General features: G+C 53.1%; 20 protein-coding genes. 14 read left to right on the forward strand and 6 right to left on the reverse strand.

The genetic code is table 11. The annotated features are described in order from the left end of the window. Window positions 1-592: 592 nt before the first annotated feature. The 7 genes from FDX01_RS23065 (at window position 593) to FDX01_RS08805 (ending at window position 7,850) form a co-directional block, all read left to right on the forward strand. Window positions 593-829 (forward strand): hypothetical protein, encoded by a 237-nt coding sequence (locus FDX01_RS23065; protein WP_162604169.1) that lies wholly within the window; start codon window positions 593-595, stop codon window positions 827-829. Further along, a complete protein-coding gene (dppA, locus tag FDX01_RS08780; RefSeq protein WP_115257213.1) occupies window positions 744-2,351 on the forward strand; it encodes a dipeptide ABC transporter periplasmic-binding protein DppA in 1,608 nt (535 codons plus the stop codon). The genes FDX01_RS23065 and dppA overlap by 86 nt, the downstream gene beginning before the upstream one ends. Window positions 2,352-2,544: 193 nt before the next feature. Continuing rightward, window positions 2,545-3,564 carry a dipeptide ABC transporter permease DppB gene (dppB, locus tag FDX01_RS08785; RefSeq protein WP_096759162.1) on the forward strand — a complete coding sequence of 340 codons (1,020 nt, stop codon included), beginning with the start codon at window positions 2,545-2,547 and terminating at the stop codon, window positions 3,562-3,564. A 9-nt stretch (window positions 3,565-3,573) separates the two neighbouring features. After that, a complete protein-coding gene (gene dppC / locus FDX01_RS08790; protein ID WP_115257214.1) occupies window positions 3,574-4,476 on the forward strand; it encodes a dipeptide ABC transporter permease DppC in 903 nt (300 codons plus the stop codon). A gap of 10 nt (window positions 4,477-4,486) precedes the next feature. Next, complete coding sequence (gene dppD, locus FDX01_RS08795) at window positions 4,487-5,470, forward strand: dipeptide ABC transporter ATP-binding protein (RefSeq protein WP_096759164.1); 984 nt, start codon at window positions 4,487-4,489, stop codon at window positions 5,468-5,470. After that, window positions 5,467-6,471 carry a dipeptide ABC transporter ATP-binding subunit DppF gene (dppF, locus tag FDX01_RS08800; RefSeq protein ID WP_115257215.1) on the forward strand — a complete coding sequence of 335 codons (1,005 nt, stop codon included), beginning with the start codon at window positions 5,467-5,469 and terminating at the stop codon, window positions 6,469-6,471. Before dppD ends, dppF begins: the two co-directional genes overlap by 4 nt. A gap of 176 nt (window positions 6,472-6,647) precedes the next feature. Further along, window positions 6,648-7,850 carry a sigma 54-interacting transcriptional regulator gene (locus tag FDX01_RS08805; RefSeq protein ID WP_137399640.1) on the forward strand — a complete coding sequence of 401 codons (1,203 nt, stop codon included), beginning with the start codon at window positions 6,648-6,650 and terminating at the stop codon, window positions 7,848-7,850. A 44-nt stretch (window positions 7,851-7,894) separates the two neighbouring features. Here the strand turns inward: FDX01_RS08805 and FDX01_RS08810 are convergent, their stop codons facing one another. Together FDX01_RS08810 and megL are read right to left on the reverse strand one after the other, a co-directional pair. Then, complete coding sequence (locus tag FDX01_RS08810; protein WP_096759167.1) at window positions 7,895-9,193, reverse strand: amino acid permease; 1,299 nt, start codon at window positions 9,191-9,193, stop codon at window positions 7,895-7,897. A gap of 119 nt (window positions 9,194-9,312) precedes the next feature. Continuing rightward, on the reverse strand, window positions 9,313-10,509 hold the full coding sequence (gene megL / locus FDX01_RS08815) for a methionine gamma-lyase (protein WP_096759168.1): 1,197 nt from the start codon (window positions 10,507-10,509) through the stop codon (window positions 9,313-9,315). Between the two features lie 424 nt (window positions 10,510-10,933). Here megL and hmsP point away from each other — a divergent pair, with 424 nt between their 5' ends. The 3 genes from hmsP to FDX01_RS08830 all read left to right on the forward strand — a co-directional run bounded on the left by hmsP (window position 10,934) and on the right by FDX01_RS08830 (window position 16,099). Next, complete coding sequence (gene hmsP / locus FDX01_RS08820; protein WP_096759169.1) at window positions 10,934-12,919, forward strand: biofilm formation regulator HmsP; 1,986 nt, start codon at window positions 10,934-10,936, stop codon at window positions 12,917-12,919. Window positions 12,920-13,097: 178 nt separating this feature from the next. Then, window positions 13,098-14,384 carry a dicarboxylate/amino acid:cation symporter gene (locus FDX01_RS08825; RefSeq protein ID WP_115257217.1) on the forward strand — a complete coding sequence of 429 codons (1,287 nt, stop codon included), beginning with the start codon at window positions 13,098-13,100 and terminating at the stop codon, window positions 14,382-14,384. A 221-nt stretch (window positions 14,385-14,605) separates the two neighbouring features. After that, window positions 14,606-16,099 carry a pitrilysin family protein gene (locus FDX01_RS08830; RefSeq protein WP_137399641.1) on the forward strand — a complete coding sequence of 498 codons (1,494 nt, stop codon included), beginning with the start codon at window positions 14,606-14,608 and terminating at the stop codon, window positions 16,097-16,099. A gap of 99 nt (window positions 16,100-16,198) precedes the next feature. Here the strand turns inward: FDX01_RS08830 and FDX01_RS08835 are convergent, their stop codons facing one another. Next, entirely contained in the window at window positions 16,199-17,128 is a 930-nt protein-coding gene (locus FDX01_RS08835) for a sugar kinase (protein ID WP_096759172.1), read from the reverse strand. Between the two features lie 231 nt (window positions 17,129-17,359). Here FDX01_RS08835 and pdeH point away from each other — a divergent pair, with 231 nt between their 5' ends. Next, complete coding sequence (gene pdeH, locus FDX01_RS08840; protein WP_096759173.1) at window positions 17,360-18,127, forward strand: cyclic-guanylate-specific phosphodiesterase; 768 nt, start codon at window positions 17,360-17,362, stop codon at window positions 18,125-18,127. A gap of 78 nt (window positions 18,128-18,205) precedes the next feature. Further along, the gene (locus FDX01_RS08845; RefSeq protein ID WP_135911249.1) at window positions 18,206-20,266 is read left to right on the forward strand and encodes an AsmA family protein; all 2,061 of its coding nucleotides are present in this window, start codon (window positions 18,206-18,208) and stop codon (window positions 20,264-20,266) included. A gap of 84 nt (window positions 20,267-20,350) precedes the next feature. On the opposite strand, the gene FDX01_RS08850 is transcribed toward FDX01_RS08845, so the two are convergent. The 3 genes from FDX01_RS08850 to FDX01_RS08860 form a co-directional block, all read right to left on the reverse strand. Then, window positions 20,351-21,673, reverse strand: a complete 1,323-nt coding sequence (locus FDX01_RS08850; RefSeq protein WP_096759175.1) for an MFS transporter — start codon at window positions 21,671-21,673, stop codon at window positions 20,351-20,353. A gap of 333 nt (window positions 21,674-22,006) precedes the next feature. Beyond that, window positions 22,007-23,035 (reverse strand): inner membrane protein YhjD, encoded by a 1,029-nt coding sequence (gene yhjD / locus FDX01_RS08855; protein ID WP_137399642.1) that lies wholly within the window; start codon window positions 23,033-23,035, stop codon window positions 22,007-22,009. A 47-nt stretch (window positions 23,036-23,082) separates the two neighbouring features. After that, window positions 23,083-23,982 carry a LysR family transcriptional regulator gene (locus FDX01_RS08860; RefSeq protein WP_096759177.1) on the reverse strand — a complete coding sequence of 300 codons (900 nt, stop codon included), beginning with the start codon at window positions 23,980-23,982 and terminating at the stop codon, window positions 23,083-23,085. A 119-nt stretch (window positions 23,983-24,101) separates the two neighbouring features. Here FDX01_RS08860 and FDX01_RS08865 point away from each other — a divergent pair, with 119 nt between their 5' ends. Beyond that, the gene (locus tag FDX01_RS08865) at window positions 24,102-24,860 is read left to right on the forward strand and encodes an SDR family oxidoreductase (RefSeq protein WP_137399643.1); all 759 of its coding nucleotides are present in this window, start codon (window positions 24,102-24,104) and stop codon (window positions 24,858-24,860) included. 366 nt (window positions 24,861-25,226) lie between these two features. Then, window positions 25,227-25,829, forward strand: coding sequence for a response regulator transcription factor (locus tag FDX01_RS08870; RefSeq protein ID WP_137399644.1), 603 nt, complete (start codon window positions 25,227-25,229; stop codon window positions 25,827-25,829). Window positions 25,830-25,844: the final 15 nt, after the last annotated feature.

The following is a 25,844-nucleotide window of genomic DNA, read 5'->3' on the forward strand; positions in this document are numbered from 1 at the left end:
TCTATCACCGACCAAATTTAAAGCCCTGCTCAACGAGCAGGGTTTTTTGCATCTGAAGCCGAGAGGAGTTGTAGGCCTGATAAGCGCAGCGCCATCAGGCAATTAAAGCGCGTGGGAGTCTGCATCGCCGGATGGCGGCGCAGACGCCTTATCCGGCCTACGGGCTGCTTCCCTGTTTCATCTTCATTTCGCCTGCAAAAATTGTGTACCACTTCCCACTGTCTGTTAACGATTCTGTGACATATTCCATTGTCTTTTTTTATATTTGCTTGAATCTTTTTTTGCGTTACTTATGGCTGAACCTAGCATTTTCCGCTGTGCGCTTTAACGTTCATGGTATTAATCGCTCAGATATGCAGCATTCATTAAGAAATTTTTCACATTTTGCATAAATGTTAATCACTAAACGTTGCTAAATATGAAGATATTTATTCTGGTATAGGCCGCGTAGCACAAATTTCCCTGCTGAAAATGCCCCTCTGCACTTTTTTTAATCTTTGTTTGCGAATTCTCACCGTTGGCGTAAATCACGGTTACCTGTATTGACGTTTTCACATTCTGTTGACAGATTGTAGGGCATGAGGGGCATTTCATGGAGAATCCGCACTGCAACTCAGTCGCTTATGTGAACGGAATCCCCATCCTCTTAACGCCGACCCGGCCGGGTAAAAAACAAAAAAGGCCAGGCGGTGCAAACCCACTGCAAAGGGTAAAACAACAAACATCACATTTGGAGCAGAAGAATGAGTATTTCCTTGAAGAAGTCAGGGATGCTGAAGCTTGGTCTGAGCCTGGTGGCTATGACCGTCGCAGCAAGCGTACAGGCTAAAACTCTGGTTTATTGTTCAGAAGGATCTCCTGAAGGCTTTAACCCACAGCTTTTCACTTCTGGCACAACCTATGATGCCAGCTCAGTACCGATCTATAACCGCCTGGTTGAGTTCAAAACCGGTACGACTGAAGTGATCCCGGGCTTGGCTGAGAAGTGGGAAATCAGCGAAGACGGTAAAACTTATACCTTCCACCTGCGTCAGGGCGTGAAGTGGCAGGACAATAAAGAATTTAAACCGACGCGTACCTTCAACGCTGATGACGTGGTGTTCTCCTTTGACCGCCAGAAAAACGCCCAGAACCCGTACCATAAAGTCTCTGGTGGCAGCTATGAGTACTTCGAAGGGATGGGCTTGCCGGATCTGATCAGTGAAGTGAAGAAAGTCGACGATAACACCGTCCAGTTCGTACTGACCCGCCCGGAAGCACCGTTCCTGGCAGATCTGGCGATGGACTTCGCGTCTATTCTTTCCAAAGAATATGCCGACAACATGCTGAAAGCCGGCTCCCCGGAGAAAGTGGATCTGAACCCAATCGGTACCGGTCCGTTCCAGATGCAGCAGTACCAGAAAGACTCGCGCATTCTGTATAAAGCGTTCGAAGGTTACTGGGGCACCAAGCCGAAGATCGATCGTCTGGTCTTCTCCATCACCCCTGACGCATCCGTGCGTTACGCCAAACTGCAGAAGAATGAGTGCCAGGTGATGCCGTACCCGAACCCGGCTGACATCGCGCGCATGAAGCAGGATAAAAACCTCAACCTGCTGGAGCAGGCGGGCCTGAACGTGGGTTACCTGTCTTTCAACACCGAGAAGAAACCGTTCGATGACGTGAAAGTGCGTCAGGCGCTGACCTACGCGGTGAACAAAGAAGCGATCATCAAAGCGGTATATCAGGGCGCAGGCGTTGCAGCCAAGAACCTGATCCCGCCAACCATGTGGGGCTATAACGACGACGTTAAAGACTACAGCTACGATCCGGAAAAAGCCAAAGCGCTGCTGAAAGAAGCGGGCCAGGACAAAGGCTTCACCGTTGAACTGTGGGCGATGCCGGTACAGCGTCCGTACAACCCGAACGCACGCCGTATGGCTGAAATGATCCAGGCGGACTGGGCGAAAATTGGCGTCCAGGCCAAAATCGTCACCTACGAGTGGGGCGAGTACCTCAAGCGTGCCAAGTCTGGTGAGCACCAGGCGGTGATGATGGGCTGGACCGGGGACAATGGGGATCCGGATAACTTCTTCGCCACCCTGTTCAGCTGTGCGGCAGCGAAAGACGGCTCCAACTACTCTCGCTGGTGCTACAAGCCGTTTGAAGATCTGATTCAACCGGCCCGCGCGACCGACGACCACAACAAGCGTGTTGAACTCTACAAACAAGCTCAGGTAGTGATGCATGACCAGGCGCCTGCGCTGATCATTGCTCACTCCACCGTGTATGAGCCCGTGCGTAAAGAAGTCAAAGGCTATGTGGTTGATCCATTAGGCAAACACCACTTCGAAAACGTCTCTATCGAATAACTAAAACTCAGGGGTGTTCATGCACCCCATGCCTGGCGGCGCTACGCTTGCGCAGGCCTACGAGAGTAGGCCGGATAAGCGTAGCGCCATCCGGCGTAGTGCTTTACCCACAGTTGTTTATGCGTGGGATAAGATTTGTGAGCAATACAGATTCACGGTTCCAGGCCGTGCGTCATTAGAGAGAATCCGGGTTATGTTGCAGTTCATTCTCCGACGTTTGGGACTCGTCATCCCTACGTTTATCGGTATCACTCTTCTCACCTTTGCCTTCGTCCATATGATCCCCGGCGATCCGGTAATGATCATGGCGGGTGAGCGTGGGATCTCCCCTGAGCGTCATGCTCAACTGCTGGCTGAACTCGGTCTGGATAAACCGATGTGGCAGCAGTACCTCCATTACATTTGGGGGGTTATGCATGGTGACTTAGGCATTTCGTTAAAAAGCCGCTTGCCGGTGTGGGAAGAGTTCGTGCCGCGCTTTAAAGCGACGCTGGAACTCGGTGTCTGCGCCATGATGTTTGCCACCGCGGTAGGCATTCCCGTTGGCGTACTCGCCGCGGTTAAGCGTGGTTCTATTTTCGATCACACCGCTGTGGGTCTGGCACTGACCGGTTACTCCATGCCTATCTTTTGGTGGGGCATGATGCTGATCATGCTGGTTTCCGTGCAGTGGAACCTGACGCCGGTTTCCGGGCGGGTGAGCGACATGGTGTTCCTTGATGACTCCAACCCGCTGACCGGGTTTATGCTGATCGACACCGCCATCTGGGGTGAAGAGGGTAACTTCATTGATGCCGTGGCGCATATGATCCTGCCCGCGATGGTGCTGGGCACCATTCCTCTGGCCGTTATCGTGCGTATGACCCGTTCGTCAATGCTGGAAGTGCTGGGCGAAGATTACATTCGTACCGCGCGCGCCAAGGGGCTGACGCGGATGCGCGTGATCGTCATTCATGCTCTGCGCAACGCCATGCTGCCCGTGGTGACCGTTATCGGTCTGCAGGTCGGTACGCTGCTGGCTGGGGCTATTCTGACCGAAACCATTTTCTCGTGGCCGGGTCTGGGGCGCTGGCTGATTGATGCGCTGCAACGCCGTGATTATCCGGTAGTGCAGGGCGGTGTATTACTGGTAGCGACGATGATTATTCTCGTCAACCTGCTGGTAGACCTGCTGTACGGCGTGGTGAACCCGCGTATTCGGCATAAGAAGTAAGGGGCCATCATGTCACAGGTTACTGAAAATAAAGTTATTGCTGCACCGGTGCCGATGACCCCGTTGCAGGAGTTCTGGCACTATTTTAAACGCAACAAAGGTGCGGTCGTTGGCCTCGTTTATGTGGTCATCGTGCTGTTTATTGCAATTTTCGCCAACTGGATTGCGCCCTATAACCCGGCGGAACAGTTTCGCGATACGCTGCTGGCACCTCCTGCGTGGCAGGAAGGCGGCTCGTGGGCGCATCTGTTTGGTACTGACGACGTAGGGCGCGATGTGCTGTCGCGCTTGATGTACGGTGCACGCCTGTCGCTGCTGGTCGGCTGTCTGGTGGTGGTGCTCTCGCTGCTGATGGGCGTGATTCTCGGGCTGGTGGCCGGTTATTTCGGCGGCATCGTTGATAACGTCATCATGCGAGTGGTCGATATCATGCTGGCACTGCCGAGCCTGTTGCTGGCCTTGGTGCTGGTGGCGGTATTTGGCCCATCGATAGGTAATGCGGCGCTGGCACTGACGTTCGTGGCGCTGCCGCACTATGTGCGTCTGACACGTGCCGCTGTGCTGGTGGAAGTGAACCGCGACTACGTCACCGCCTCTCGCGTGGCGGGTGCCGGTGCGATGCGCCAGATGTTCGTCAATATTCTTCCTAACTGTCTTGCGCCGCTGATTGTTCAGGCGTCGCTCGGCTTCTCTAACGCCATTCTCGATATGGCCGCGCTTGGCTTCCTGGGCATGGGCGCGCAGCCGCCAACACCGGAATGGGGCACTATGCTCTCCGACGTGTTGCAGTTCGCGCAAAGTGCCTGGTGGGTCGTGACCTTCCCGGGTCTGGCGATCCTGCTGACGGTGCTGGCATTTAACCTGATGGGTGACGGTCTGCGTGACGCGCTCGATCCCAAACTGAAGCAGTAAGAGGTTCGAGATGGCGTTATTAAATGTAGACAAATTATCTGTACATTTCGGCGACGTTGGCGCCGAATTTCGTGCCGTAGACCGCATCAGCTACAGTGTGAACCAGGGCGAAGTGGTGGGGATTGTCGGGGAATCCGGCTCCGGTAAGTCCGTCAGTTCACTGGCGATTATGGGGCTGATTGACTATCCCGGCCGCGTGATGGCGGAAAGCCTTGAGTTTAACGGCCGCGACCTGAAACGCATCTCTGAAAAAGAGCGTCGCCAGCTGGTGGGTGCTGAAGTGGCGATGATTTTCCAGGACCCAATGACCAGCCTCAACCCGTGCTACACCGTCGGCTACCAGATTATGGAAGCCATTAAGGTGCATCAGGGTGGCAACAAGAAAACCCGTATTCAGCGGGCGATTGACCTGCTGACGTTGGTGGGCATTCCTGACCCGGCTTCACGTCTTGATGTGTATCCGCACCAGTTGTCTGGAGGCATGAGTCAGCGCGTGATGATCGCCATGGCGATTGCCTGTCGTCCGAAATTGCTGATTGCCGATGAACCGACAACCGCGCTGGACGTGACTATTCAGGCGCAGATCATCGAACTGCTGCTGGAGCTTCAGCAGAAAGAAAATATGGCGCTGGTATTGATTACTCATGACCTGGCGCTGGTGGCAGAAGCGGCACACAAAATCATCGTTATGTATGCCGGTCAGGTGGTGGAAACCGGGGCTGCACACGATATTTTCCGCGCGCCCCGCCATCCGTATACCCAGGCATTGCTGCGTGCGTTGCCGGAGTTTGCGCAGGATAAAGCGCGTCTGGCCTCGTTGCCGGGCGTGGTGCCGGGTAAATACGACCGCCCGAACGGTTGTCTGTTGAACCCTCGCTGTCCGTATGCCACGGACAAATGCCGTAGCGTAGAGCCGGAGCTGAACATACTGGGCGAAGGTCGCCAGTCGAAATGCCACTACCCACTCGATGATGCCGGGAGGCCCACACTATGAGTACGCACGAGGCCACCTCGCAACAGCCATTGTTGCAGGCAATTGACCTGAAAAAACACTATCCGGTGAAGAAGGGGATGTTCGCCCCGGAGCGCCTGGTTAAAGCGCTGGACGGCGTGTCATTTACCTTAGAGCGTGGCAAAACGCTGGCGGTGGTTGGCGAGTCGGGCTGCGGGAAATCAACGCTGGGTCGCCTGCTGACGATGATTGAAGTTCCGACCGGCGGAGAGCTGTATTACCAGGGGCAGGATCTGCTCAAGCATGACCCGCAGGCGCAGAAGCTGCGTCGGCAGAAAATCCAGATTGTGTTCCAGAACCCGTATGGCTCGCTGAACCCGCGTAAGAAAGTGGGGCAGATTCTGGAGGAGCCGCTGCAGATCAACTCCTCGCTCAGCAAAGAGCAGCGTCGTGAAAAAGCGCTGGAGATGATGGCGAAAGTGGGCCTGAAAACCGAGCACTACGACCGCTATCCGCACATGTTCTCCGGTGGTCAGCGTCAGCGTATTGCCATCGCCCGCGGTCTGATGCTTGACCCGGACGTGGTGATTGCCGACGAACCGGTTTCCGCGCTGGACGTTTCCGTGCGTGCGCAGGTGCTGAACCTGATGATGGATCTGCAGCAGGATCTGGGGCTGTCCTATGTCTTTATCTCCCACGACCTGTCGGTAGTGGAACATATTGCCGATGAAGTGATGGTGATGTATTTAGGTCGCTGCGTGGAGAAAGGGACCAAAGATCAGATCTTCAACAATCCGCGCCATCCGTACACCCAGGCGCTGCTCTCTGCGACGCCGCGTCTGAACCCGGACGACCGTCGTGAGCGCATCAAGCTGACCGGCGAGCTGCCAAGCCCGCTGAATCCACCGCCGGGCTGCGCGTTCAACGCCCGCTGCCGCCGTCGTTTTGGTCCTTGTACCCAGCTACAGCCGCAGCTTAAAGATTACGGCGGTCAGCTGGTGGCGTGCTTTGCCGTAGACCAGGATGAGAATCCGCAGCAATAAGCGTGGGTTATGACCCAATAACCGGAGCCTTGTGCTCCGGTTTTTTTATATTTCGTTTTTACTTCCACAATGTGAGTCCATTGGCAGAACATTATTCCACAGCGTCTAGAATGTAGTCAGATTCTTGAGCGTCACCGAAATATCTACTTCGCAGTTGCTAACTACCTGGAGCAAATGTGGTCACGATACGCTGGGATATTAAAACAATTGATCGCCTGTCTATGGTTGAGGATGTCCTGAAGGAGTTTTCCTGCTGTGATATCAATATCATCTCAATGAAAGTGACGGCAGGCCGGATCCTGATTAAATCCTGGTGTCGTCAGTTGCAGGATATTTCCTGCGTGCAATCCAGCTTAAGTCAGCGTGCCGATATTATTAACGTTGCTTACTTTTGCGAAGAGATAAGCGAACTGTCGATGCCCGAAGTGGAACGCCCACGCTATTTTTCAGACATTATTTGCAGCAGCCAGAGCATGCAGGCACTGATCGAAAAAGCGATCAGAATTGCGGACAGCAAGTATACCGTCCTGATCCGCGGTGAAACCGGCACCGGTAAAGAGCTGCTGGCCCGAGCGATTCATAACTCTGGCCAGCGTAGCTTTTATCCATTTATTCCGGTTAACTGCTCTGCATTACCCGAGTCGCTGATGGAGAGTGAATTCTTCGGATACGAAAAAGGCGCCTTCAGCGGTGCGGACGGTAAAGGCAAAAAAGGGCTGTTTGAAATGGCGGATAAAGGCACCCTTTTCCTGGATGAATTTGGTGAGATGCCGCTGAATTTACAGGCCAAATTACTGCGAGTACTGCAAGATGGCGGGATCCGCCGCGTGGGCGGGGCGCAGATTATTCCGGTTAACGTGCGTATTATTGTGGCGACCAACGCCAATCTGGAAGAGATGGTCGAACAACGCCTGCTGCGCGCTGACCTGTATTATCGAATTAACGTCCTCTCCCTGACTATTCCTCCGTTGCGGGATCGCCCGCAGGATCTCAGCCTGCTGATCCGCCATTTTGTGCAGAAATACGCGAAAGAATTTCAGCGCCGGTTAATTTTGGATAAAGGCTGCTTTGATGCGATGCATCATCATGGTTGGCCGGGGAACGTGCGCGAACTGGAAAACACCATTATTCGTCTGATGTTGATGGCAGAATCTGATGTGATTACCCGAGAGGATTTGGATATCGCGAGTATAACCTCAGTTAATCAGGCCCGCGGCGGACAGCCTTTTAAACAGCAGGTTCAATGCGCTGAGCGTCAGTTGATAGAGCAGATGGTGGATGAGAATGTTTCATCGCGGCATATTGCCAAAGCGTTGGGGGTGTCGCATACCACGGTACTGAATAAAATCCGTAGCTATCAGCTGGAGAGCGTGGAGTAAGCGCCGTCAGGGCTGACGGCGCTGTTATCGGGTTAATTAATTTGTTATTCAATCAGCTTCAACAGTGGTGACAGGCACAGCAACATTCCGTACAGCAGGATAAGCCAGGTTTTTACCCCGCGCAGTTTTTCCAGCTGTGTGACTTTATAAATCAGGAAGAACGGAATAATGCACGAGACGATACCGTAAAGCGGGCTACCCAACTGGAAGAACACCAGTACTGATACGCGGAACGACACCCAAATCACCAGCGTGGTGACGATAAAGGCGCAAATCCCCAGCGTCAGAACCAATGGATTAATTTTCTCAACGTCGATAACACGACCCAGTACGTTAAGAATAATACCCTTCATAGCCTCATGGAATCCCAGATAAATACCGAAGAATGCTGTCAGTACGGCAAAAATATTCAACACCGTGGAGGTGATATGAATAATTTGTCCTGGGATAACTTGAGCCGCCAGCGCCAGTGCGGAAATATTTTGTTCGAAGGCTGAGACCGCTTCTTCATGGCTAATAGAGAAGGTAAAGGAAAATGAGAAGAACAGAATGACTGCAATCAATGTAATATAACTGATGCGGTGGGTACGAATGACCATGCGCGTAGCCAACACCCGGTCTGACACCCGTTTGCGGTAGGCGATATTCATGGGGTTCAGTACCTGAATAAACACCGCCGAGAAGAAACAGAACGGGATGGTTAGCAGGACATCGCGGAAGAAGACGCCCGCCTCAGGGAATGCGCTGATATTATTAAAGTTCCAGTGCGGGACCATCGCAAAGCCAAACACAATGATGATGCCAACTTTTACCACCACCATCGGGCCGGAGATTTTGAACAGCAGCTTTTCTCCGCCGGAAGCAATGGCAACCAGCACCGCAAAAATCGCGACTTTGTAGATAATTGACTGCGAAAGATCGGCATCGGTGAGTCCGAAGGTTTTGATATAGGACGCACTGTCAAAAACAACCGATAATGAATAAATAAAGATGCCGTGGATAATCATCAGAAAATAGATGACGCCAAGAAATACACCCCAGTTCTTACCTAAATAATGACTAATAATATCGGTGTAGTCATTACAGGTTTCACTTTCAGAGAGCGTTTTTAAATAGATATCCTGCACAATATAGGTGGCGGGATAAGCAATAATAAAGGCGACAATAAATACCCAAATACCGGTTAAACCAATTTGTACCGGCATCAGCACCGTTCCGGCGCCAATTGCCATGCCGATGCAGAGTAATACCCAACCAAAATCGTATTTTGTAAAAGGTAGCTTTGTTGAGAAGGATGCGGCGGTTGCTGTAGTGTTGCTTAATTGTAATGTGTTGTCCTGCATAGAACCCCCTGCCGAAAATACACGCTCTCCCCCCGAAAAGGAATTACGTGTATAGCCAGGCTGTTGTGCCTTGATTCTCAACGGCCTGAACCGATCTGCATCGGTTCAAGCCGTAATAGTCAGAATGTTGCCTTTCTGATGGCGTGTTCAAGGTCGTTAATAATATCTTCTGGATCTTCAAGACCAACAGAAAGACGGATAAGTCCGTCGGTAATACCTGCTTTAAGCCGTTCCTCTGGCGCAACGGGCGAATGTGTCATAGACGCTGGGTGCTGAATGAGGGTTTCGGTGTCACCGAGACTGACCGCGAGGAGGCACAATTCTACAGAATTGATCATCCGTCTGCCAGCCTCGAGGCCGCCGGCGATTTCGAAGCTGATAATTCCTCCCGGCAGGCTCATCTGACGTTTACCCAGCTCATACTGCGGATGTGAAGGCAAGCCAGGGTAATACACGCGGGTAATGGCCGGATGCCCTTCCAGGAAGCGGGCAATTTTTAACGCGTTTTCACAATGGCGCTCCATTCGGATGCCCAGCGTTTTCACGCCGCGCAGCGTCAGCCAGGCGTTGAACGGACTCATGCAGCCGCCGGTGATATCTTTCAGCCCGACGAATCGTGCCTGGTCGATAAATTCCTGCTTGCCAACAATCACACCGCCAATCACGTCCCCGTGGCCGTTGATGTACTTGGTCACGCTGTGCACCACGATGTCGGCACCTAACAGCAGAGGTTGCTGGCAGTAGGGCGACATAAAGGTGTTATCCACGACCAGCAATGCGCCTTGCTGATGGGCGATACCGGCGACCGTTTCAATATCAACCAGCGAGAGCGTTGGGTTTGCTGGTGTTTCGATATACACCACTTTGGTTTCCGGGCGCATGGCCGCGCGGATTTCTTCCGGCTTGGCGGCGTCGACGAAGCTGACGTTAATGCCGAACTTCGGCAGGCTGTGTGACAGAAAAGCGTGAGTACAGCCGTAAATAGCACTGGCGGAAACGATATGGTCGCCCTGCTGGCACAGGGTCAGCAACGAGGTGGTGATGGCTGAAATACCGGATGCAGTTGCCAGCGCGGCATCGCCTCTTTCCAGCACAGCCAGCTTTTTCTCCAGCGCGTCGGTGGTGGGGTTTCCAAGGCGCGTATAGATGTAGCCGGGTTCTTCAAGCGCAAAGCGGGCGGCGCCCTGTTCGGCACTGTCAAAAACGAAGGTTGACGTCTGGAAAATAGGCGTACTGAGCGCGCCAGTGGAAGGGTCGGGTTGTTGGCCCGCATGAACGATCTGGGTATTGAATCCGTAAGCACGACAGTCAGACATGATATCTCCTTTGATTCGGAACAGAACAGCTCACAGTCAAATAGCAATCGCTGTGCCAGAACATGAATGTATAGATATCAATGTGTTAGTAATTTAATCATTTGAGATGCCGTCAGGAAAGTTGCCAGCTGGCAAATAACTTTCCAGTTACGGCGAGATAAACGTGAATGCGAGGCTTCACGCAGACGGGGTACTGGCGAAGTGGTTGGGGTGATGTGTTACCGCAGAATCATCGATAAGCCGGGCTTGTCCGGTGAGGCGTAATCTTGCGGCCTTTTTCGCCTTTCTGTCGGTAACTTGCCACGCCAGGCGTCAAACCTGCGGCGAAAATACACGATGGGAACTTTTCAGATAGCGCCTCTCTTAATAACGCTATGATCGGGTATACTCTGACGGCAGTTTTATTTATCCATGGAGAGTCAGTTTGCGTGTCAGTCGCTCGTTAACAATTAAGCAGATGGCGATGGTTGCGGCCGTAGTCATGGTGTTTGTTTTTATTTTTTGCACCGTTTTGCTGTTTCATTTGGTACAGCAGAACCGCTATAACACGGCTACGCAACTGGAAAGTATCGCCCGCTCTGTACGTGAGCCCCTGTCGGCCACCATTCTGAAAGGGGATATCCCCGAAGCGGAGACGATTTTACGGCGAATTCAGCCCGCGGGCGTGGTCAGCCGCGCCGATGTGGTACTGCCGAATCAGTTTCAGGCATTGCGGATGAGCTTTATTCCCGAACGTTCGGTCCCGGTAACGGTGACGCGTCTGTTCGAACTGCCGGTGCAGATCTCGCTGCCGGTCTATTCTCTGGAGCGTTCTGCCAACCCACAGCCGCTGGCCTATCTGGTGCTGCAGGCGGATTCGTACCGTATGTACAAATTCGTGATGAGCACGCTCTCAACGTTAGTGACCATTTACTTACTTTTATCCCTGGTCCTGACGGTGGCGATCTCCTGGTGTATTAACCGCTTGATTGTGCATCCGTTACGTAAAATAGCCCGAGAACTGAATGAGATCCCTCAGCAGGCGTTAATGGGCTACCAACTGGCGTTGCCGCGCCTGCATCAGGATGATGAGATTGGCATGCTGGTGCGCAGCTACAACCTGAACCAGCAGTTGGTGCAGCGCCGCAGCGAAGAGTTGAGCGACTATTCAATGCGTTTTCCGGTCTCCGAACTGCCCAACAAAACGTTTTTAATGGGGCTGCTGGAGCAGGTTGTATCCCGCAAGCAGACCACAGCACTGATGATTGTCACCTGCGAAACGTTGCGGGATACCGCAGGCGTGCTGAGCGAAACTCAGCGGGAAATCCTGCTGCTGACGGTTGTCGAAAAACTCAAGTCGGTACTGGCGCCCAGAATGGTGCTTACCCAGGTCAGTGGCTACGATTTTGCCATTATTGCGCATGGTGTGAAGGAACCCTGGCATGCCATCACATTAGGTCAGCAAGTACTCACTATCATTAATGAGCGTTTGCCTATCCACGGCATCCAACTGCGCCCCAACTGCAATATTGGGGTCGCGATGTTTTATGGCGACTTAACCGCAGAGCAGCTTTACAGCCGTGCGCTCTCTGCGGCACTCACCTCACGCCGGAAGGGTAAAAACCAGATTCAGTTCTTTGACCCGCAGCAAATGGAAGAAGCTCAGCAGCGTTTGACGGAAGAGAACGACATTCTTACCGCGCTGGACAACCAGCACTTTGCGCTGTGGATGCAGCCGCAGGTAGAAATTGCCAGCGGCAAAATACTGAGTGCGGAGGCGCTGTTACGGATGCAGCAGCCGGATGGAAGCTGGGAACTGCCGGAAGGGTTAATCGACAGGATTGAATCCTGTGGTCTGATGGTAACTGTCGGGTACTGGGTGCTGGAAGAGTCCTGCCGCCAGCTTGCTGCCTGGCAGGAGCGCGGTCTGATGCTTCCACTATCGGTCAATCTTTCTGCACTGCAGTTAATGCACCCAAATATGGTGTCAGACCTGCTGGAACTACTAAACCGGTATCGTGTGAAGCCCGGCACGCTGATTCTCGAAGTGACCGAAAGCCGACATATCGATGATCCCAACGCGGCCGTTGCCATTTTGCGCCCGCTGCGTAATGCAGGTGTGCGTATCGCGTTGGATGACTTTGGTATGGGCTACGCCGGTTTACGCCAGCTACAGCATATGAAGTCGCTGCCGGTGGATGTGCTCAAAATCGATAAGATGTTTGTCGACGGCGTGCCTGAGGATTGCAGCATGATCACGGCGATTATTCAGCTGGCGCACAGCCTCGATTTACAGATGATTGCCGAAGGTGTCGAAACCGAAGCCCAACGCGCGTGGTTAGAGCAGGCGGGTGTGGAAGTGGCGCAGGGATTCTTATTTGCCCGTCCCGTTCCGGCAGATATCTTCGAAGAACGTTATTTAACGCAGTAATGGGCTGATTACAAAACTTAAAAAAGGGTGCGCTTGTGCGAGCCAGCTCAAAATTTTTAACATTTTTGTATCAATTATGATCTTTGTACATTTCTGTCATGTTGTGTGGGTGTTACTTTAGGGTCGCAGGTTAAATAAAACCTTACAAGACCTGTGGTTTTTACTTTAAGGACACCCTATGAAAACCTCAATATTCAAAAGCCTTTACTTTCAGGTCCTGACAGCGATTGCCATCGGTATTCTCCTTGGCCATTACTACCCTGAATTGGGCGCCCAAATGAAACCGCTTGGCGACGCGTTCGTTAAGCTCATTAAGATGGTCATCGCTCCCGTCATCTTCTGTACTGTCGTTACCGGCATTGCAGGCATGGAAAGTATGAAAGCAGTAGGCCGCACGGGTGCGGTTGCACTGCTTTATTTTGAAGTAGTCAGTACGATTGCGCTGATCATCGGTCTTATCATTGTCAACGTGGTGCAACCCGGTGCCGGGATGAACGTTGATCCGGCCACGCTGGATGCCAAAGCTGTCGCGATTTACGCTGAGCAGGCAAAAGACCAGGGGATTGTGGGCTTCCTGATGGATATTATCCCAGGTAGCGTCATTGGCGCGTTCGCCAGCGGCAACATCCTGCAGGTATTGCTGTTCGCGGTGATGTTTGGTTTCGCGCTGCACCGTCTGGGCAGCAAAGGCCAAATGATTTTCAACGTGATTGAAAGCTTCTCGCAGGTCATTTTCGGCATCATCAATATGATCATGCGCCTGGCGCCAATCGGTGCTTTCGGGGCCATGGCCTTTACCATCGGTAAATATGGCGTCGGTACGCTGGTACAGCTGGGGCAGTTGATTATCTGCTTCTACATCACCTGTATTCTGTTTGTGGTGGTGGTGCTGGGGTCTATTGCTCGTGCAACCGGCTTTAGCATCTTCAAGTTCATCCGCTATATCCGTGAAGAATTGCTGATCGTTCTGGGGACATCATCTTCCGAGTCCGCGCTGCCGCGTATGCTTGATAAGATGGAAAAACTGGGCTGTCGGAAGTCGGTGGTCGGGCTGGTTATCCCTACAGGTTACTCGTTTAACCTTGATGGGACCTCGATCTATCTGACGATGGCGGCGGTGTTTATCGCTCAGGCCACGAACAGTCATATGGATATCTTCCATCAGATAACCTTGTTGGTGGTGCTGCTGCTCTCCTCGAAAGGGGCTGCGGGTGTCACCGGAAGTGGCTTCATTGTCCTGGCGGCGACGATCTCCGCTGTGGGCCATTTACCGATTGCCGGTCTGGCGTTGATTCTCGGTATTGACCGCTTTATGTCTGAAGCCCGTGCGCTGACCAACCTGATTGGTAACGGTGTGGCCACGGTCGTTGTGGCTAAGTGGGTGAAAGAATTGGATACCAAAAAGCTGGATGACACGCTGAATAACCGTGCGCAGGATGGCAAAACGCACGATTTATCCTCTTAATCTCGTCACTTCTGCCCGTAGTCCCTTGTAGGGCTACGGGCTCCTGCGCATAATTACCCCCTGTACCTGAAGCCGTCGATCCGATGGCTTCGGGATTTTTTCACTTCTTCCGTGACATTTTTATGTTTTCGCGGTCTAACACGAAGTGTTTTAACGTCATATTCAGAGAGTCCTGTTCAGGGCTGTCTTTTTATTACCAGGATTGTTGATCAGGGGTTCACATGCAGGGCACAAAAATTCGACTTTTAGCGGGCAGCTTGCTGATGATGGCCTCTGCCGGCTATGTGCAGGCAGATGCGCTCCAGCCTGACCCGGCGTGGCAACAGGGTACGCTGGCAAACGGTTTACAGTGGCAAGTATTAGCCACCCCCCAGCGCCCCAGCGACCGTATCGAGGTTCGCCTGCTGGTTAATACCGGTTCACTCACCGAAAATACACAACAGAGTGGTTTCAGCCATGCGATCCCGCGTATCGCGCTGACGCAAAGCGGTGGCCTTGATGCCACGCAAGCCCGTTCACTGTGGCAGCAGGGGTTCGATCCCAAGCGTCCCATGCCGCCTGTTATTGTTTCCTATGATTCCACACTGTATAACCTCAGCTTGCCCAACAGCCGTAACGACCTGCTGAAAGAGTCGCTCTCTTATCTGGCGACTATCTCCGGCAAACTGACCATCACGCCAGAAACCATCAACCATGCGCTGAGTAGCGAAGATATGGTGACAACCTGGCCGGTGGACACCAAAGAAGGCTGGTGGCGCTACCGACTGAAAGGATCAACGCTGCTGGGACACGATCCTGCCGATCCGCTGAAAACCCCGGTCGATGCTGAGAAAATCCAGTTGTTCTACCAGAAATGGTATACCCCGGATGCCATGACGCTGATTATCGTCGGCAACGTTGACGCACGTAACGTGGCAGAGCAAATCAACAAAACCTTCGGCGAATTAAAAGGTAAACGTGAGACTCCGGCACCGGTGCCGACACTTTCTCCGCTACGCGCTGAAGCGGTGAGCATTATGACCGATGCGGTACGCCAGGATCGCCTCTCCATCATGTGGGATACGCCGTGGCAACCGATTCGTGAATCTGCCGCGCTGTTGCGCTACTGGCGTGCTGATTTAGCCCGTGAAGCGCTGTTCTGGCACATTCAGCAGACGCTTACTAAAAACAATGCGAAAGATATCGGCCTCGGCTTTGACTGTCGGGTGTTGTTCCTGCGTGCGCAGTGCGCCATTAACGTTGAGTCACCGAATGATAAGCTGAATGCGAATCTGGGTACGGTGGCGCGTGAGTTGGCGAAAGTGCGTGATAAGGGGCTGCCAGAAGATGAATTTAACGCGCTGGTGGCACAAAAAAATCTGGAACTGCAGAAGCTGTTTGCCACCTATGGCCGAACCGATACCGATATCTTAATCAGCCAGCGCCTGCGCTCGCTGCAAAATCAGGTGGTGGATATTGCGCCGGAACAGTACCAGCGTTTACGCCAGAACTTCCTCAATGGCCTGACCGTAGAAATGTTGAATCAGGACCTGCGCCAGCAACTGTCGCAAGAAATGGCACTCATTCTGCTGCAGCCGAAGGGTGAGCCGGAATTCAATATGAAGGATCTGCAGGCGACGTGGGATGCCATCATGGCGCCGGTGGCCGCTGCGGCAGCGTCGGTTGAAACCGATGAGTCGCATCCTGAAGTGACGGATATTCCGCCAGTACAGTAGAGGGTATCGTAACCTGTAGGCCGGGCAAGCGAAACGCCCCCGGCGTACCCAATGCCGGATGCGGCGTTAACGCCTTATCCGGCCTACAAGAACAATAAGTTACTGCGGCATTGCGTCGCGGGGAATAATCGCCCCGCGATGCTGAATCACCGTGCTGGCCGTCAGATGACCGCGTTTGGCGGCTTCTGCGGCATCACCACCGGTTAAGCGTACGGCCAGATACCCGGCGCTGAACGAGTCGCCCGCGGCAGTGGTATCAATCACTTTCTCTTTCGGCAGTTTTACCGCCGGTACATCAATGAGCTCTTCGCCATTGATAGACACCAGGCACGAGTCTGCGCCGCGTTTCACCACTACCTCTTGCACACCGGCCGCGTGGGTGCGGGCAATGACCTCAGCAACGGGTTTTTCACCCCACAGCGCGTCTTCATCATCCAGCGTCAGGAACGCGATATTGGTGCACTCCAGCATCTGCTGATACACCTGCTGCGTCTCTTCTTTACTGCTCCACAAGCGCGGGCGGTAGTTGTTGTCAAAAATGACTTTTCCGCCGTTGGCGCGGCATTCGCGCAGCAGTGACAGCAGTTTCTCGCGGCTGGTCGGGCTTAAGATCGCCAGGCTTATACCGCTCAGGTACAGGTAGTCGAACGTCGCCAGCTCTTCGCAAATGGCGGCGGATTGTTCACTCTCCAGCCAGAATTTTGCCGCGGCTTCATTACGCCAGTAATAGAAGGTACGTTCGCCGGTGCTGTCTGTTTCAATGTAATAGAGACCCGGAAGGCGATTGTCCATGCGTTGCGTTAATGAGGTATCGACGTTTTCGCCATGCCAGGATTCCAGCATCTGTTGGCTGAAACTGTCCGTGCCCAGCGCCGTGACATAGTGTACAGAAAGGGCCGCAGAATCGACCTGACGGGCGATATAAACGGATGTATTCAACGTGTCGCCACCGAAACCGCGCTGAACGTCTGCGCCTTTCTGTGACAGTTCAATCATGCATTCGCCAATCACGGCAATCTTGCTGGACATAGTCGTAACCTGCTCTGAAAAAAATTAACGGTAGTGTGCGCTGTGGGTGTTAAGTGGTCAACTATATTAAAACATCGTTCCATTAATTTTTTGAGCCAACGCGTATTCTGCGCAATTTTTTTGCTGCCTGGTTTTTATTTTGCGATGTGCTGAACGTAAAGTTCTGCGCCCGAGCGCCGATAACCTTTGACGAGTCCGGTCAGTCACACTCTTATTTACAGGACATCTCAGATGATAAAGCAGGTTACCCAGCAGCTAATTACGCCTGATGCGAGTATCGAGAGCTTGCTGGAGAGACGCTATTGGCTGCAGTGCGAGCGTGCTTACACCTACCAGCCGATTTACCAGACCAATGGGCGGCTGATGGCCGTTGAACTGCTGACAGTGGTGAGCCATCCTGACAATCCTGCCCAGCGTCTTGCGCCGGACCGCTATTTTGCCGAAATAGCCGTACGTCATCGTATTGACGTGGTGAAAGAGCAGCTTCTGCAACTCCAACTGAAAAGCGACTTTTTCAGAGCCCACGACCTGCTGGCGTCGGTGAACGTCGATGGCCCGACGCTGCTGGCGATGCGCCAGGATCCCGACATACTGAAAATCATTGAATGCCTGCCGTGGCTGCGCTTTGAACTGGTGGAGCATATTCGTTTACCGAAGGGAGCGTCATTTGCCTCAATGTGCGAGTTTGGTCCGCTTTGGCTGGATGACTTTGGCACCGGGATGGCGAATTTCTCCGCTCTGAGCGAAGTCAGCTATGACTACATTAAGGTAGCGCGGGATCTGTTTATTATGCTGCGCCAGACGCCGGAAGGCCGCAACCTGTTCACACTGCTGCTGCAGTTGATGAACCGTTATTGCCGCGGCGTGATTGTTGAAGGTGTGGAAACACTGGAAGAGTGGCGCGACGTGCAAAACTCACCGGCGTTCGCTGCGCAGGGCTATTTTCTCTCGCGTCCGGTTCCCCTGAATACCCTTGAAGAGGTGATATTGTCGCTGTGATGTTGGCGTCATCGGCCTCCTTTTAACCCTGCTGGACTATCTTTAGAACAGGCAAGGAAGAAAGTGAGGAGGTAAAAGATGACGAAAGCAGGCAAAATAACCACAGCAGTATCAGGGGTTTTCTTGTTGTTGATCGTCGTACTCATCATCGTGATTGCGACATTTGACTGGAACCGGCTCAAACCGACCATCAACCAGAAAGTCTCTACTGAGCTCAACCGACCGTTCGCGATACGCGGTGATTTGGGCGTCGTCTGGGAACGCCAGAAGCAGGAAACCGGCTGGCGAAGCTGGGTTCCGTGGCCGCACATTCATGCGGAGGATATTATCCTCGGCAACCCGCCGGATATCCCTGACATCACCATGGTGCATCTCCCGCGCGTTGAAGCCACGCTCGCGCCGCTGGCGTTGCTGACCAAAACCGTCTGGCTACCGTGGATTAAGCTGGTGAAACCGGACGCGCGGCTTATTCGCCTGTCGGAGAAAAACAACAACTGGACCTTTACCCTCGCGGGGAGTGAAAACCCCGATCCCAACACCCCGCCTTCAGCCTGGTCATTTCGACTCGATAATATTTTGTTCGATCAAGGACGTATCGCCATCAACGATAAGATCACCCAATCGGAGATTGAAATCGTCGTTGATCCGCTGGGCAAACCGTTGCCCTTTAGCGAAGTGACGGGAACGAAAAGCACAGAAAAGCGTGCCAACGTTGGCGATTACGTTTTCGGCCTGAAGGCACAGGGGCGGTATCGCGGTGAACCGCTAACCGGCAGTGGAAAAATCGGTGGAATGCTGGCGTTACGCGGCGAAGGCACACCGTTCCCGGTGCAGGCCGATTTCCGTTCAGCTAATACGCGGGTGGCCTTTGTCGGTGCGGTAAATGACCCGATGAATATGGGCGGCGTCGATCTTCAGTTGAAATTCTCCGGTGATTCGCTCGGGGATTTGTACGATTTGACCGGCGTTCTGCTGCCGGATACTCCCCCCTTTGAAACAGACGGGCGGCTGGTGGCCAAAATAGGCAGCGAGAAATCTGCCGTATTTAGTTATCGCGACTTTAATGGCCGCATCGGCGACAGCGATATTCACGGCACGCTGGCTTACACCACCGGCCAGCCGCGCCCGAAACTGGAAGGCGACGTTGAGTCGCGTCAGCTTCGGCTGGCGGATTTAGGACCGCTGATTGGCGTGGATTCCGGTAAAGGTGCACAACGCGCCAAACAATCTGAACAGCGTAAAGGCGAGAAGAGCGTTCAGCCCGCGGATAAAGTCTTGCCGTACGACCGTTTCGAAACCGATAAATGGAACGTGATGGATGCCGATGTGCGCTTCAAGGGACGGCGTATTGAGCACGGCAGCAGCCTGCCGGTAAGCGATCTCTCCGCCCATATCATCCTGAACAATGCCGACCTGCAACTGCAGCCGCTGAAATTTGGTCTGGCGGGAGGCAGCATCGTCTCTCGCATTCATCTGGAAGGGGATAAAAAGCCGATGCAGGGCCGGGCGACTATTCAGGCGCGTCGTCTGAAGCTGAAAGAGCTGATGCCGGATGTGGAACTGATGCAGAAAACGCTCGGTGAAATGAACGGTGATGCCGAATTTCGCGGGAGCGGGAATTCGGTGGCTGCGCTGCTCGGAAACAGTAATGGCAACCTGAAGTTGTTGATGAACGATGGGTTGATCAGTCGAAACCTGATGGAAATAGTGGGGCTGAATTTGGGCAACTATATCGTCGGACAGATATTTGGTGATGACGAAGTGCGAGTGAACTGTGCGGCGGCGAATCTGGATATCGTCAATGGCGTTGCGCGCCCGCAAATTTTTGCTTTTGATACCGAAAATGCGGTTATCAATGTTACCGGAACAGCGAGTTTTGCCTCTGAACAGCTGGATTTAACCGTCGATCCGGAGAGTAAAGGCATTCGTATTATTACGCTGCGTTCACCGCTGTATGTTCGCGGGACATTCAAAAATCCACAGGCCGGAGTGAAAGCAGGGCCGTTGATTGCGCGTGGGGCCGTCGCCGCGGCACTGGCAACGCTCGTCACGCCGGCTGCCGCCCTGCTGGCACTGATCTCACCGTCAGAAGGTGAGGCTAATCAGTGCCGGACGATTTTGTCGCAAATGAAGAAGTGATGTCTGGCCGGATGTTTACCCGGCCTGGATTTCATGCTCAACGTAGGCCGGATGAGGTGGTTACACCGCCATCCGGCAAAAGAATCACAACGACTGATGACGCGTCTCGTGGATTAACAGCAGCGCGATCAGCGTTAATGCGGCCATCGATGCCAGATAAATCCCGACGGCCGGCAAACCATAGTTACCTTGCAACCATGCCGCGATGTAGGGGGCCACGGACGCGCCGAGAATCGATGAAACGTTATACGAGAACGACGCGCCCGTGTAGCGCACCTCGGTCGGGAACAGCTCCGGCAGCAGCGCGCCCATCGGGCCGAATGTCAGCCCCATCAGGCTCAGCCCCAGCAGCAGGAAGACAAAGACCAGCGCCGGATTGCCAGAACCCAGCAGCGGTTTAAAGGCGAACAGGGCGAACAGAATGATAAGCGTGGTGATGATGAGCATGCTCTTGCGACGACCAAACGCGTCGGCCAGCAGTCCGGCAACCGGGACCATCACGCCAAAGCCAATCACCGCCATCATCAGCATCCACAGGACTTCATTACGCGGTAAACCAAGGCCCACAGGGGCGGCGGCGGTACTGAAGGTCATTGAGTAAACGGTCATGATATAGAACAGCGTATAGGTCGCCAGCATGATAAACGTGCCGAGGATCGTGACGCGAACATGTTTTGTCAGCAGGGTTCCCAGCGGGATCTTGACCTGCTTTTTCGCTGCCGCGACTTTGGCGAACACCGGGGATTCATGCAGTGAGACGCGAACGTACAGACCGATAATCACCAGTACCGCAGAGGCTATAAACGGTACACGCCAGCCCCAGCTCATAAACTGCTCATCGGTCAGCAGCCAGGAGAGCAGCAGAAACGTGCCGTTGGCAAAGAAGAAGCCGATCGGTGCGCCCAACTGCGGGAAGGACCCATAGAGCGCCCGTTTGCGCGGTGGGGCATTTTCTGTGGCCAGCAATGCAGCACCGCCCCATTCACCGCCAAGACCCAATCCCTGACCAAAACGCGCCAGTGCCAGCAGGATCGGGGCGAAAATCCCAATCGACGCATAACCCGGCAACAAGCCGATAATCACCGTCGAGATCCCCATGGTCAGCAGCGAAGCAACCAGCGTGACCTTACGCCCGACGCGGTCGCCGAAATGTCCGAACACCGCCGAGCCGATCGGCCGCGCCACAAAGGCGATAGCAAAGGTGGCGAGAGACTGCAGCGTAGCCGCCGCCGGGTCGCCCTGCGGGAAGAAGATATGGGGGAAAACGATCACCGCGGCGGTCGCGTAAATATAGAAGTCGAAGAACTCAATGGCGGTACCGATGAGTGAGGCGACGACGACTTTATTGCGCGAATTGACCGGGGTGTGTTCCTGTTCGTTGTCGAGCGTTGTGGCGGTTGCTTGCATAATATTTTCTTATTTTTTGTCGAACGAACGGTCATATTACGCACAGCAAAAGAGACATTTCAATCTGTAACAAACGTTGCGCTTGGTCAAAAATCGGGCAAAAAGGGGATAATGTTTAGGCCGAAGATTTCGCTTCTATGAAATGCTTCACATAATTTAAAACTTGGATGATAAAACTGGTTTTTGGTTAAATAAAAGTTACGGGTTGGATTTATTCACTGAATCAGTGAGAGCGGGCGGCATTATAATTGCCGGATGGCGCTACGCTTATCCGGCCTACAAAACTCACCAGTAGGGCAGATAAGCGTAGCGCCATCCGGCAGTTAACGAAGATTAGCGGTGTGTTTTCCCCGGCATCCGCGGGTCGTCTTTGTATTCTGCGGTGGCTATCCAGGCGGCGCAGAACAGGGTCAAACGGGCGAAGAAGTAGAAGAAAGCCATTAGACCTAATACCGAGCCAAACGCCGCGCCTGATGGGGATTGCACCAGTGACGGCAACGTGTAAGTCATAATAATTTTGATTGCTTCAAAGCCAAAGGCCGCAATAAAGGTACCGCGAATGAGCGCCTTCTTACGTGGGCGATGACGCGGGAGTCGCCAGAAAATCCAGAAGAACAACAGATAGTTGGCGAAAATAGAGATCGCCAGGCCGATCAGTCGCCAGGCGGGCTTCAGCCAGTCAATACCATCGAGGTACAGGGCCGAGATTATCATCTGCTGGGCGGAACCGGCGATGGAGGTAATTGACAGGGTGACAATCAGCGCAATCAGTAATCCAATCAGCGAGACAAAATCGCGCAGATATTTAACCCAGATTTTCTCCTGATCCTGCGGCGTGCGTTCCCAGACATCACGCGACTGGGCGCGAATGGCCTCGCGCAGGTTTCCCATCCAGTTAACCCCGGAGTAAAGGGCGATACCCAGCCCGACCAGCCCGACGGTGGTACGTTGCTGAACGGCGGTATTGATGGTGTTTTTCAGCGTGGATGCCAGCGTCGGATCGCTGACGTTGGCCAGGATTTTACTGAAGATATCCTGCAATAACGTGGGGTGCGACGCGAGAATAAAACCGGCGGCAGCGAACGATACCATCAGGATAGGGATCATCGACAGGAACGAGAAATAGGTGATTGCCGCGCCAAACTGGTTTCCCATCCGGTCATTAAAACGTTCTGCGGCGCGGATAAGGTGGGCGATCATGGGCTGGTGTTGAACGCGTTCCGCCAGAGTCAGGGCTGTTTTCAGCGCCTGATGGGTCTTATTGTTGGTTTCTGTCTGGTCACGCTCTGGTGTGTCAATTTTGGCGATCGGCGCGTGCTCAAGTTCCTGAATGGGGCGTTTTACGTCTTTTTCCTGCGTCATCAGGGCGGTAGTCCTTATTCTGTGCATTCACAGGACAGTATAGCGCGTCAGTCCACATAGTCTTTCATCACGCCGGTCAGCCATTCCATAAACAGGTGGACCCGGCGGGAGAGATTACGGCGATGTGGATACAGCAGAGAAACCGGCATCGGTTCGGCGCGATACTGCGGTAAGACTTCAACCAGCGTACCGGCGCGCAATGCCTCACGTACACCCACGCGTGGGACCTGAATGATGCCCAACCCGGCAAGACAGGCCGCATGATAGGTTTCGGTACTGTTCACCGTCAGCATGCCGCCGGTTTTTATCCAGCGGGGCCCGTTGTCGGTCGCTATTTCAAAGCCCTGCGAACGGGTACCCAGATTTACCGCGTAATGCACCACCGCATGCGAGGCCAAATCGTCCAGACTTTCGGGATAACCAAAACGGGCCAGATACTGTGGGCTGGCGCAGTTAATCTGCGTCAATTTCCCCAGCGGGCGGGCAATCAGCCCTGAATCTTTCAGCGCACCCACGCGCACCACGCAGTCGAAACCCTCACGGATTAAATCCACCAGACGGTCGCTGCTGCTGAGTTCTAGCTCAAGTCCTGGATACTGATGCAAAAAGGCAGGCAGGCGGGGCATCACCAGATTTCTGGCCACGCCAACCGGCATATCGACCCGCAGTTTACCGCTGATGCTGGTGGGATCGTGATGAAAAAGTCCGTCCAGCTCATCCAGATTGCTCAACAGATCTTTCGCACGTTCGTAATAGATCATCCCGTCCTGGGTCAGTTGAACGCGGCGGGTGGTGCGATGCAGCAACTGGGTACCCAGATGATTTTCCAGCGCCTGGATTTGTCGCGATACGCTTCCCTTAGGCAGTCCGAGGGTGTCGGCCGCACGCGAAAAACTCTCCAGTTCTGCGACGCGGAGGAACAACTGCATTGCGTGAATTTTATCCATCTCTCTGCCCTATTGTTGTTCTCAAGGAAACAGTAATGCGCAATTCGACATATTTATTGTTTTTCTAACACCTAATAAGCTTTATCTCAATCTTCACAACGCCTGAAATGAGGTTTCTTATGACGCAACGTATTGTATTGGTGACCGGCGGCGGTCGTGGACTGGGGAAAAACGCGGCGCTTAAGCTGGCGAGTAAAGGTATGGGCATCATTCTGACGTGGAACAGCAATGAAAAAGAAGCTCAACAGGTGGTGGATGATATTCGCCAACTTGGCGGCAAAGCAGCAGCATTGCCGCTGAATGTCGGCGATGTCTCAACGTTTCCGCGCTTTGTTGAACAAATGCAGGAGACGCTGCAAACCCAGTGGCAATGTACGAGGTTTGATTATTTATTGAACAACGCCGGAATCGGCATAACTGCGCCGTATTCTGCTTTCACCGAAGCGCAGTTTGACCAGCTTTTGAACATCCAGTTTAAAGGGCCTTTTTTCCTGACACAGAGCCTGTTGCCGCTGATAAACCAAGGGGGCAGGATCCTCAATGTGTCGACCGGGCTGTCGCGTTTTGCCCTGCCAGGCTACAGCGCCTATGCCGCCATGAAAGGCGCGATGGAAGTGCTGACCCGCTATCAGGCAAAAGAGTTGGGGGAGCGCGGTATTACGGCGAACATTATTGCGCCCGGCGCGATTGAAACCGATTTTGGCGGCGGGAACGTGCGGGACAATGCGCAGCTGAATGCATATATTGCCTCGCAAACCGCATTGGGACGTGTCGGGATGCCGGATGATATTGGTGATGCCATCGCTGCGTTGCTTAGTGATGACCTGGCGTGGATGACCGCGCAGCGCATTGAGGTCTCTGGCGGGATGTTCCTGTAAACCCGTCCCGTGCTTATTCGGTCACTGACTCTGATTAAATAAGCACTTCATGCTACATTATTTTTTGTAACATATTTCCCTGATATGCCATGTTCCTTATTTTTGGTGAAAAACATAGACTCTGATTAATTAATATTACTTGGCGAGAGGTATGCGCTAATAATAAGGAATTCCTTAATTCAGAGTCTTTTTATGACCTCTTTATGTAATCCTTTTGTTTGAGCTGTAACTATTCATAACTTCTGCTTCTCTCTTCTTCTTTCATCGGTAGAATGGCCCCTGCCAAATGGTGAGTTCTTATTTTACCCCGTGGGTAATACCCTTCCGCGTGTTAAGGCCAATATCTTATTCAGACGGAGAGAAATAATGCAGGTAATAATGTTTGACAGGCAGTCAATATTTATTCATGGAATGAATGTCAGTTTACAAGAAAATCTTCCAGGAGTGGATGTTCAGGGTGTCAGTCAGGCAGATGACCTTTGGCAAAAGCTGGAAGACAATCCCAATGCGTTGGTTATGCTTGATGGCGATCTTGGCAGTGAGTTTTGCCGTGAACTGCTCCAACAACTCGCGCAACGCTATGCGACAGTAAAAGTACTGATCACCGCCACAGATTGCCGTAAAAAATGGCTGCAGGAGGTGACACAGTTAAACGTGATGGCCATTGTGCCGCGCGACGCTGACGCAGAAACATTCGCGCTGGCGCTCAATAGCGTGGCAATGGGCATGATGTTTTATCCCAGAGATTGCTTAACGCCAACCGCGTGCGGTAGCCAAAATATAAAAGCACTAAGTTCGCGTCAGCGCGAGATCTTGACCATGCTGGCTGCGGGGGAGTCCAATAAACAAATTGGTCGCCTGTTAAATATCAGCACCGGGACGGTAAAAGCGCATCTGGAGTCGCTGTATCAGCGTCTGGAGGTAAAAAACCGTACCCAGGCGGCGATGATGTTAAACGAAGTACATTAATCAACGCTTATTTCA

Origin of the sequence: Citrobacter sp. wls613 (assembly GCF_005281195.1) — a bacterium.
Classification (GTDB): domain Bacteria; phylum Pseudomonadota; class Gammaproteobacteria; order Enterobacterales; family Enterobacteriaceae; genus Citrobacter; species Citrobacter gillenii.

Coding starts and splice junctions, on each gene's coding strand:
- dppC (WP_115257214.1), top strand. CDS start 3,574: ATGTCACAGGTTACTGAAAATAAAGTTATTGCTGCACCGGTGCCGATG.
- FDX01_RS23065 (WP_162604169.1), top strand. CDS start 593: ATGGAGAATCCGCACTGCAACTCAGTCGCTTATGTGAACGGAATCCCC.
- FDX01_RS08865 (WP_137399643.1), top strand. CDS start 24,102: ATGACGCAACGTATTGTATTGGTGACCGGCGGCGGTCGTGGACTGGGG.
- FDX01_RS08835 (WP_096759172.1), bottom strand. CDS start 17,128: ATGTCCAGCAAGATTGCCGTGATTGGCGAATGCATGATTGAACTGTCA.
- FDX01_RS08825 (WP_115257217.1), top strand. CDS start 13,098: ATGAAAACCTCAATATTCAAAAGCCTTTACTTTCAGGTCCTGACAGCG.
- yhjD (WP_137399642.1), bottom strand. CDS start 23,035: ATGACGCAGGAAAAAGACGTAAAACGCCCCATTCAGGAACTTGAGCAC.
- megL (WP_096759168.1), bottom strand. CDS start 10,509: ATGTCTGACTGTCGTGCTTACGGATTCAATACCCAGATCGTTCATGCG.
- dppB (WP_096759162.1), top strand. CDS start 2,545: ATGTTGCAGTTCATTCTCCGACGTTTGGGACTCGTCATCCCTACGTTT.
- FDX01_RS08810 (WP_096759167.1), bottom strand. CDS start 9,193: ATGCAGGACAACACATTACAATTAAGCAACACTACAGCAACCGCCGCA.
- dppD (WP_096759164.1), top strand. CDS start 4,487: ATGGCGTTATTAAATGTAGACAAATTATCTGTACATTTCGGCGACGTT.
- FDX01_RS08860 (WP_096759177.1), bottom strand. CDS start 23,982: ATGGATAAAATTCACGCAATGCAGTTGTTCCTCCGCGTCGCAGAACTG.
- pdeH (WP_096759173.1), top strand. CDS start 17,360: ATGATAAAGCAGGTTACCCAGCAGCTAATTACGCCTGATGCGAGTATC.
- dppF (WP_115257215.1), top strand. CDS start 5,467: ATGAGTACGCACGAGGCCACCTCGCAACAGCCATTGTTGCAGGCAATT.
- dppA (WP_115257213.1), top strand. CDS start 744: ATGAGTATTTCCTTGAAGAAGTCAGGGATGCTGAAGCTTGGTCTGAGC.
- FDX01_RS08845 (WP_135911249.1), top strand. CDS start 18,206: ATGACGAAAGCAGGCAAAATAACCACAGCAGTATCAGGGGTTTTCTTG.
- FDX01_RS08830 (WP_137399641.1), top strand. CDS start 14,606: ATGCAGGGCACAAAAATTCGACTTTTAGCGGGCAGCTTGCTGATGATG.
- FDX01_RS08850 (WP_096759175.1), bottom strand. CDS start 21,673: ATGCAAGCAACCGCCACAACGCTCGACAACGAACAGGAACACACCCCG.
- FDX01_RS08870 (WP_137399644.1), top strand. CDS start 25,227: ATGCAGGTAATAATGTTTGACAGGCAGTCAATATTTATTCATGGAATG.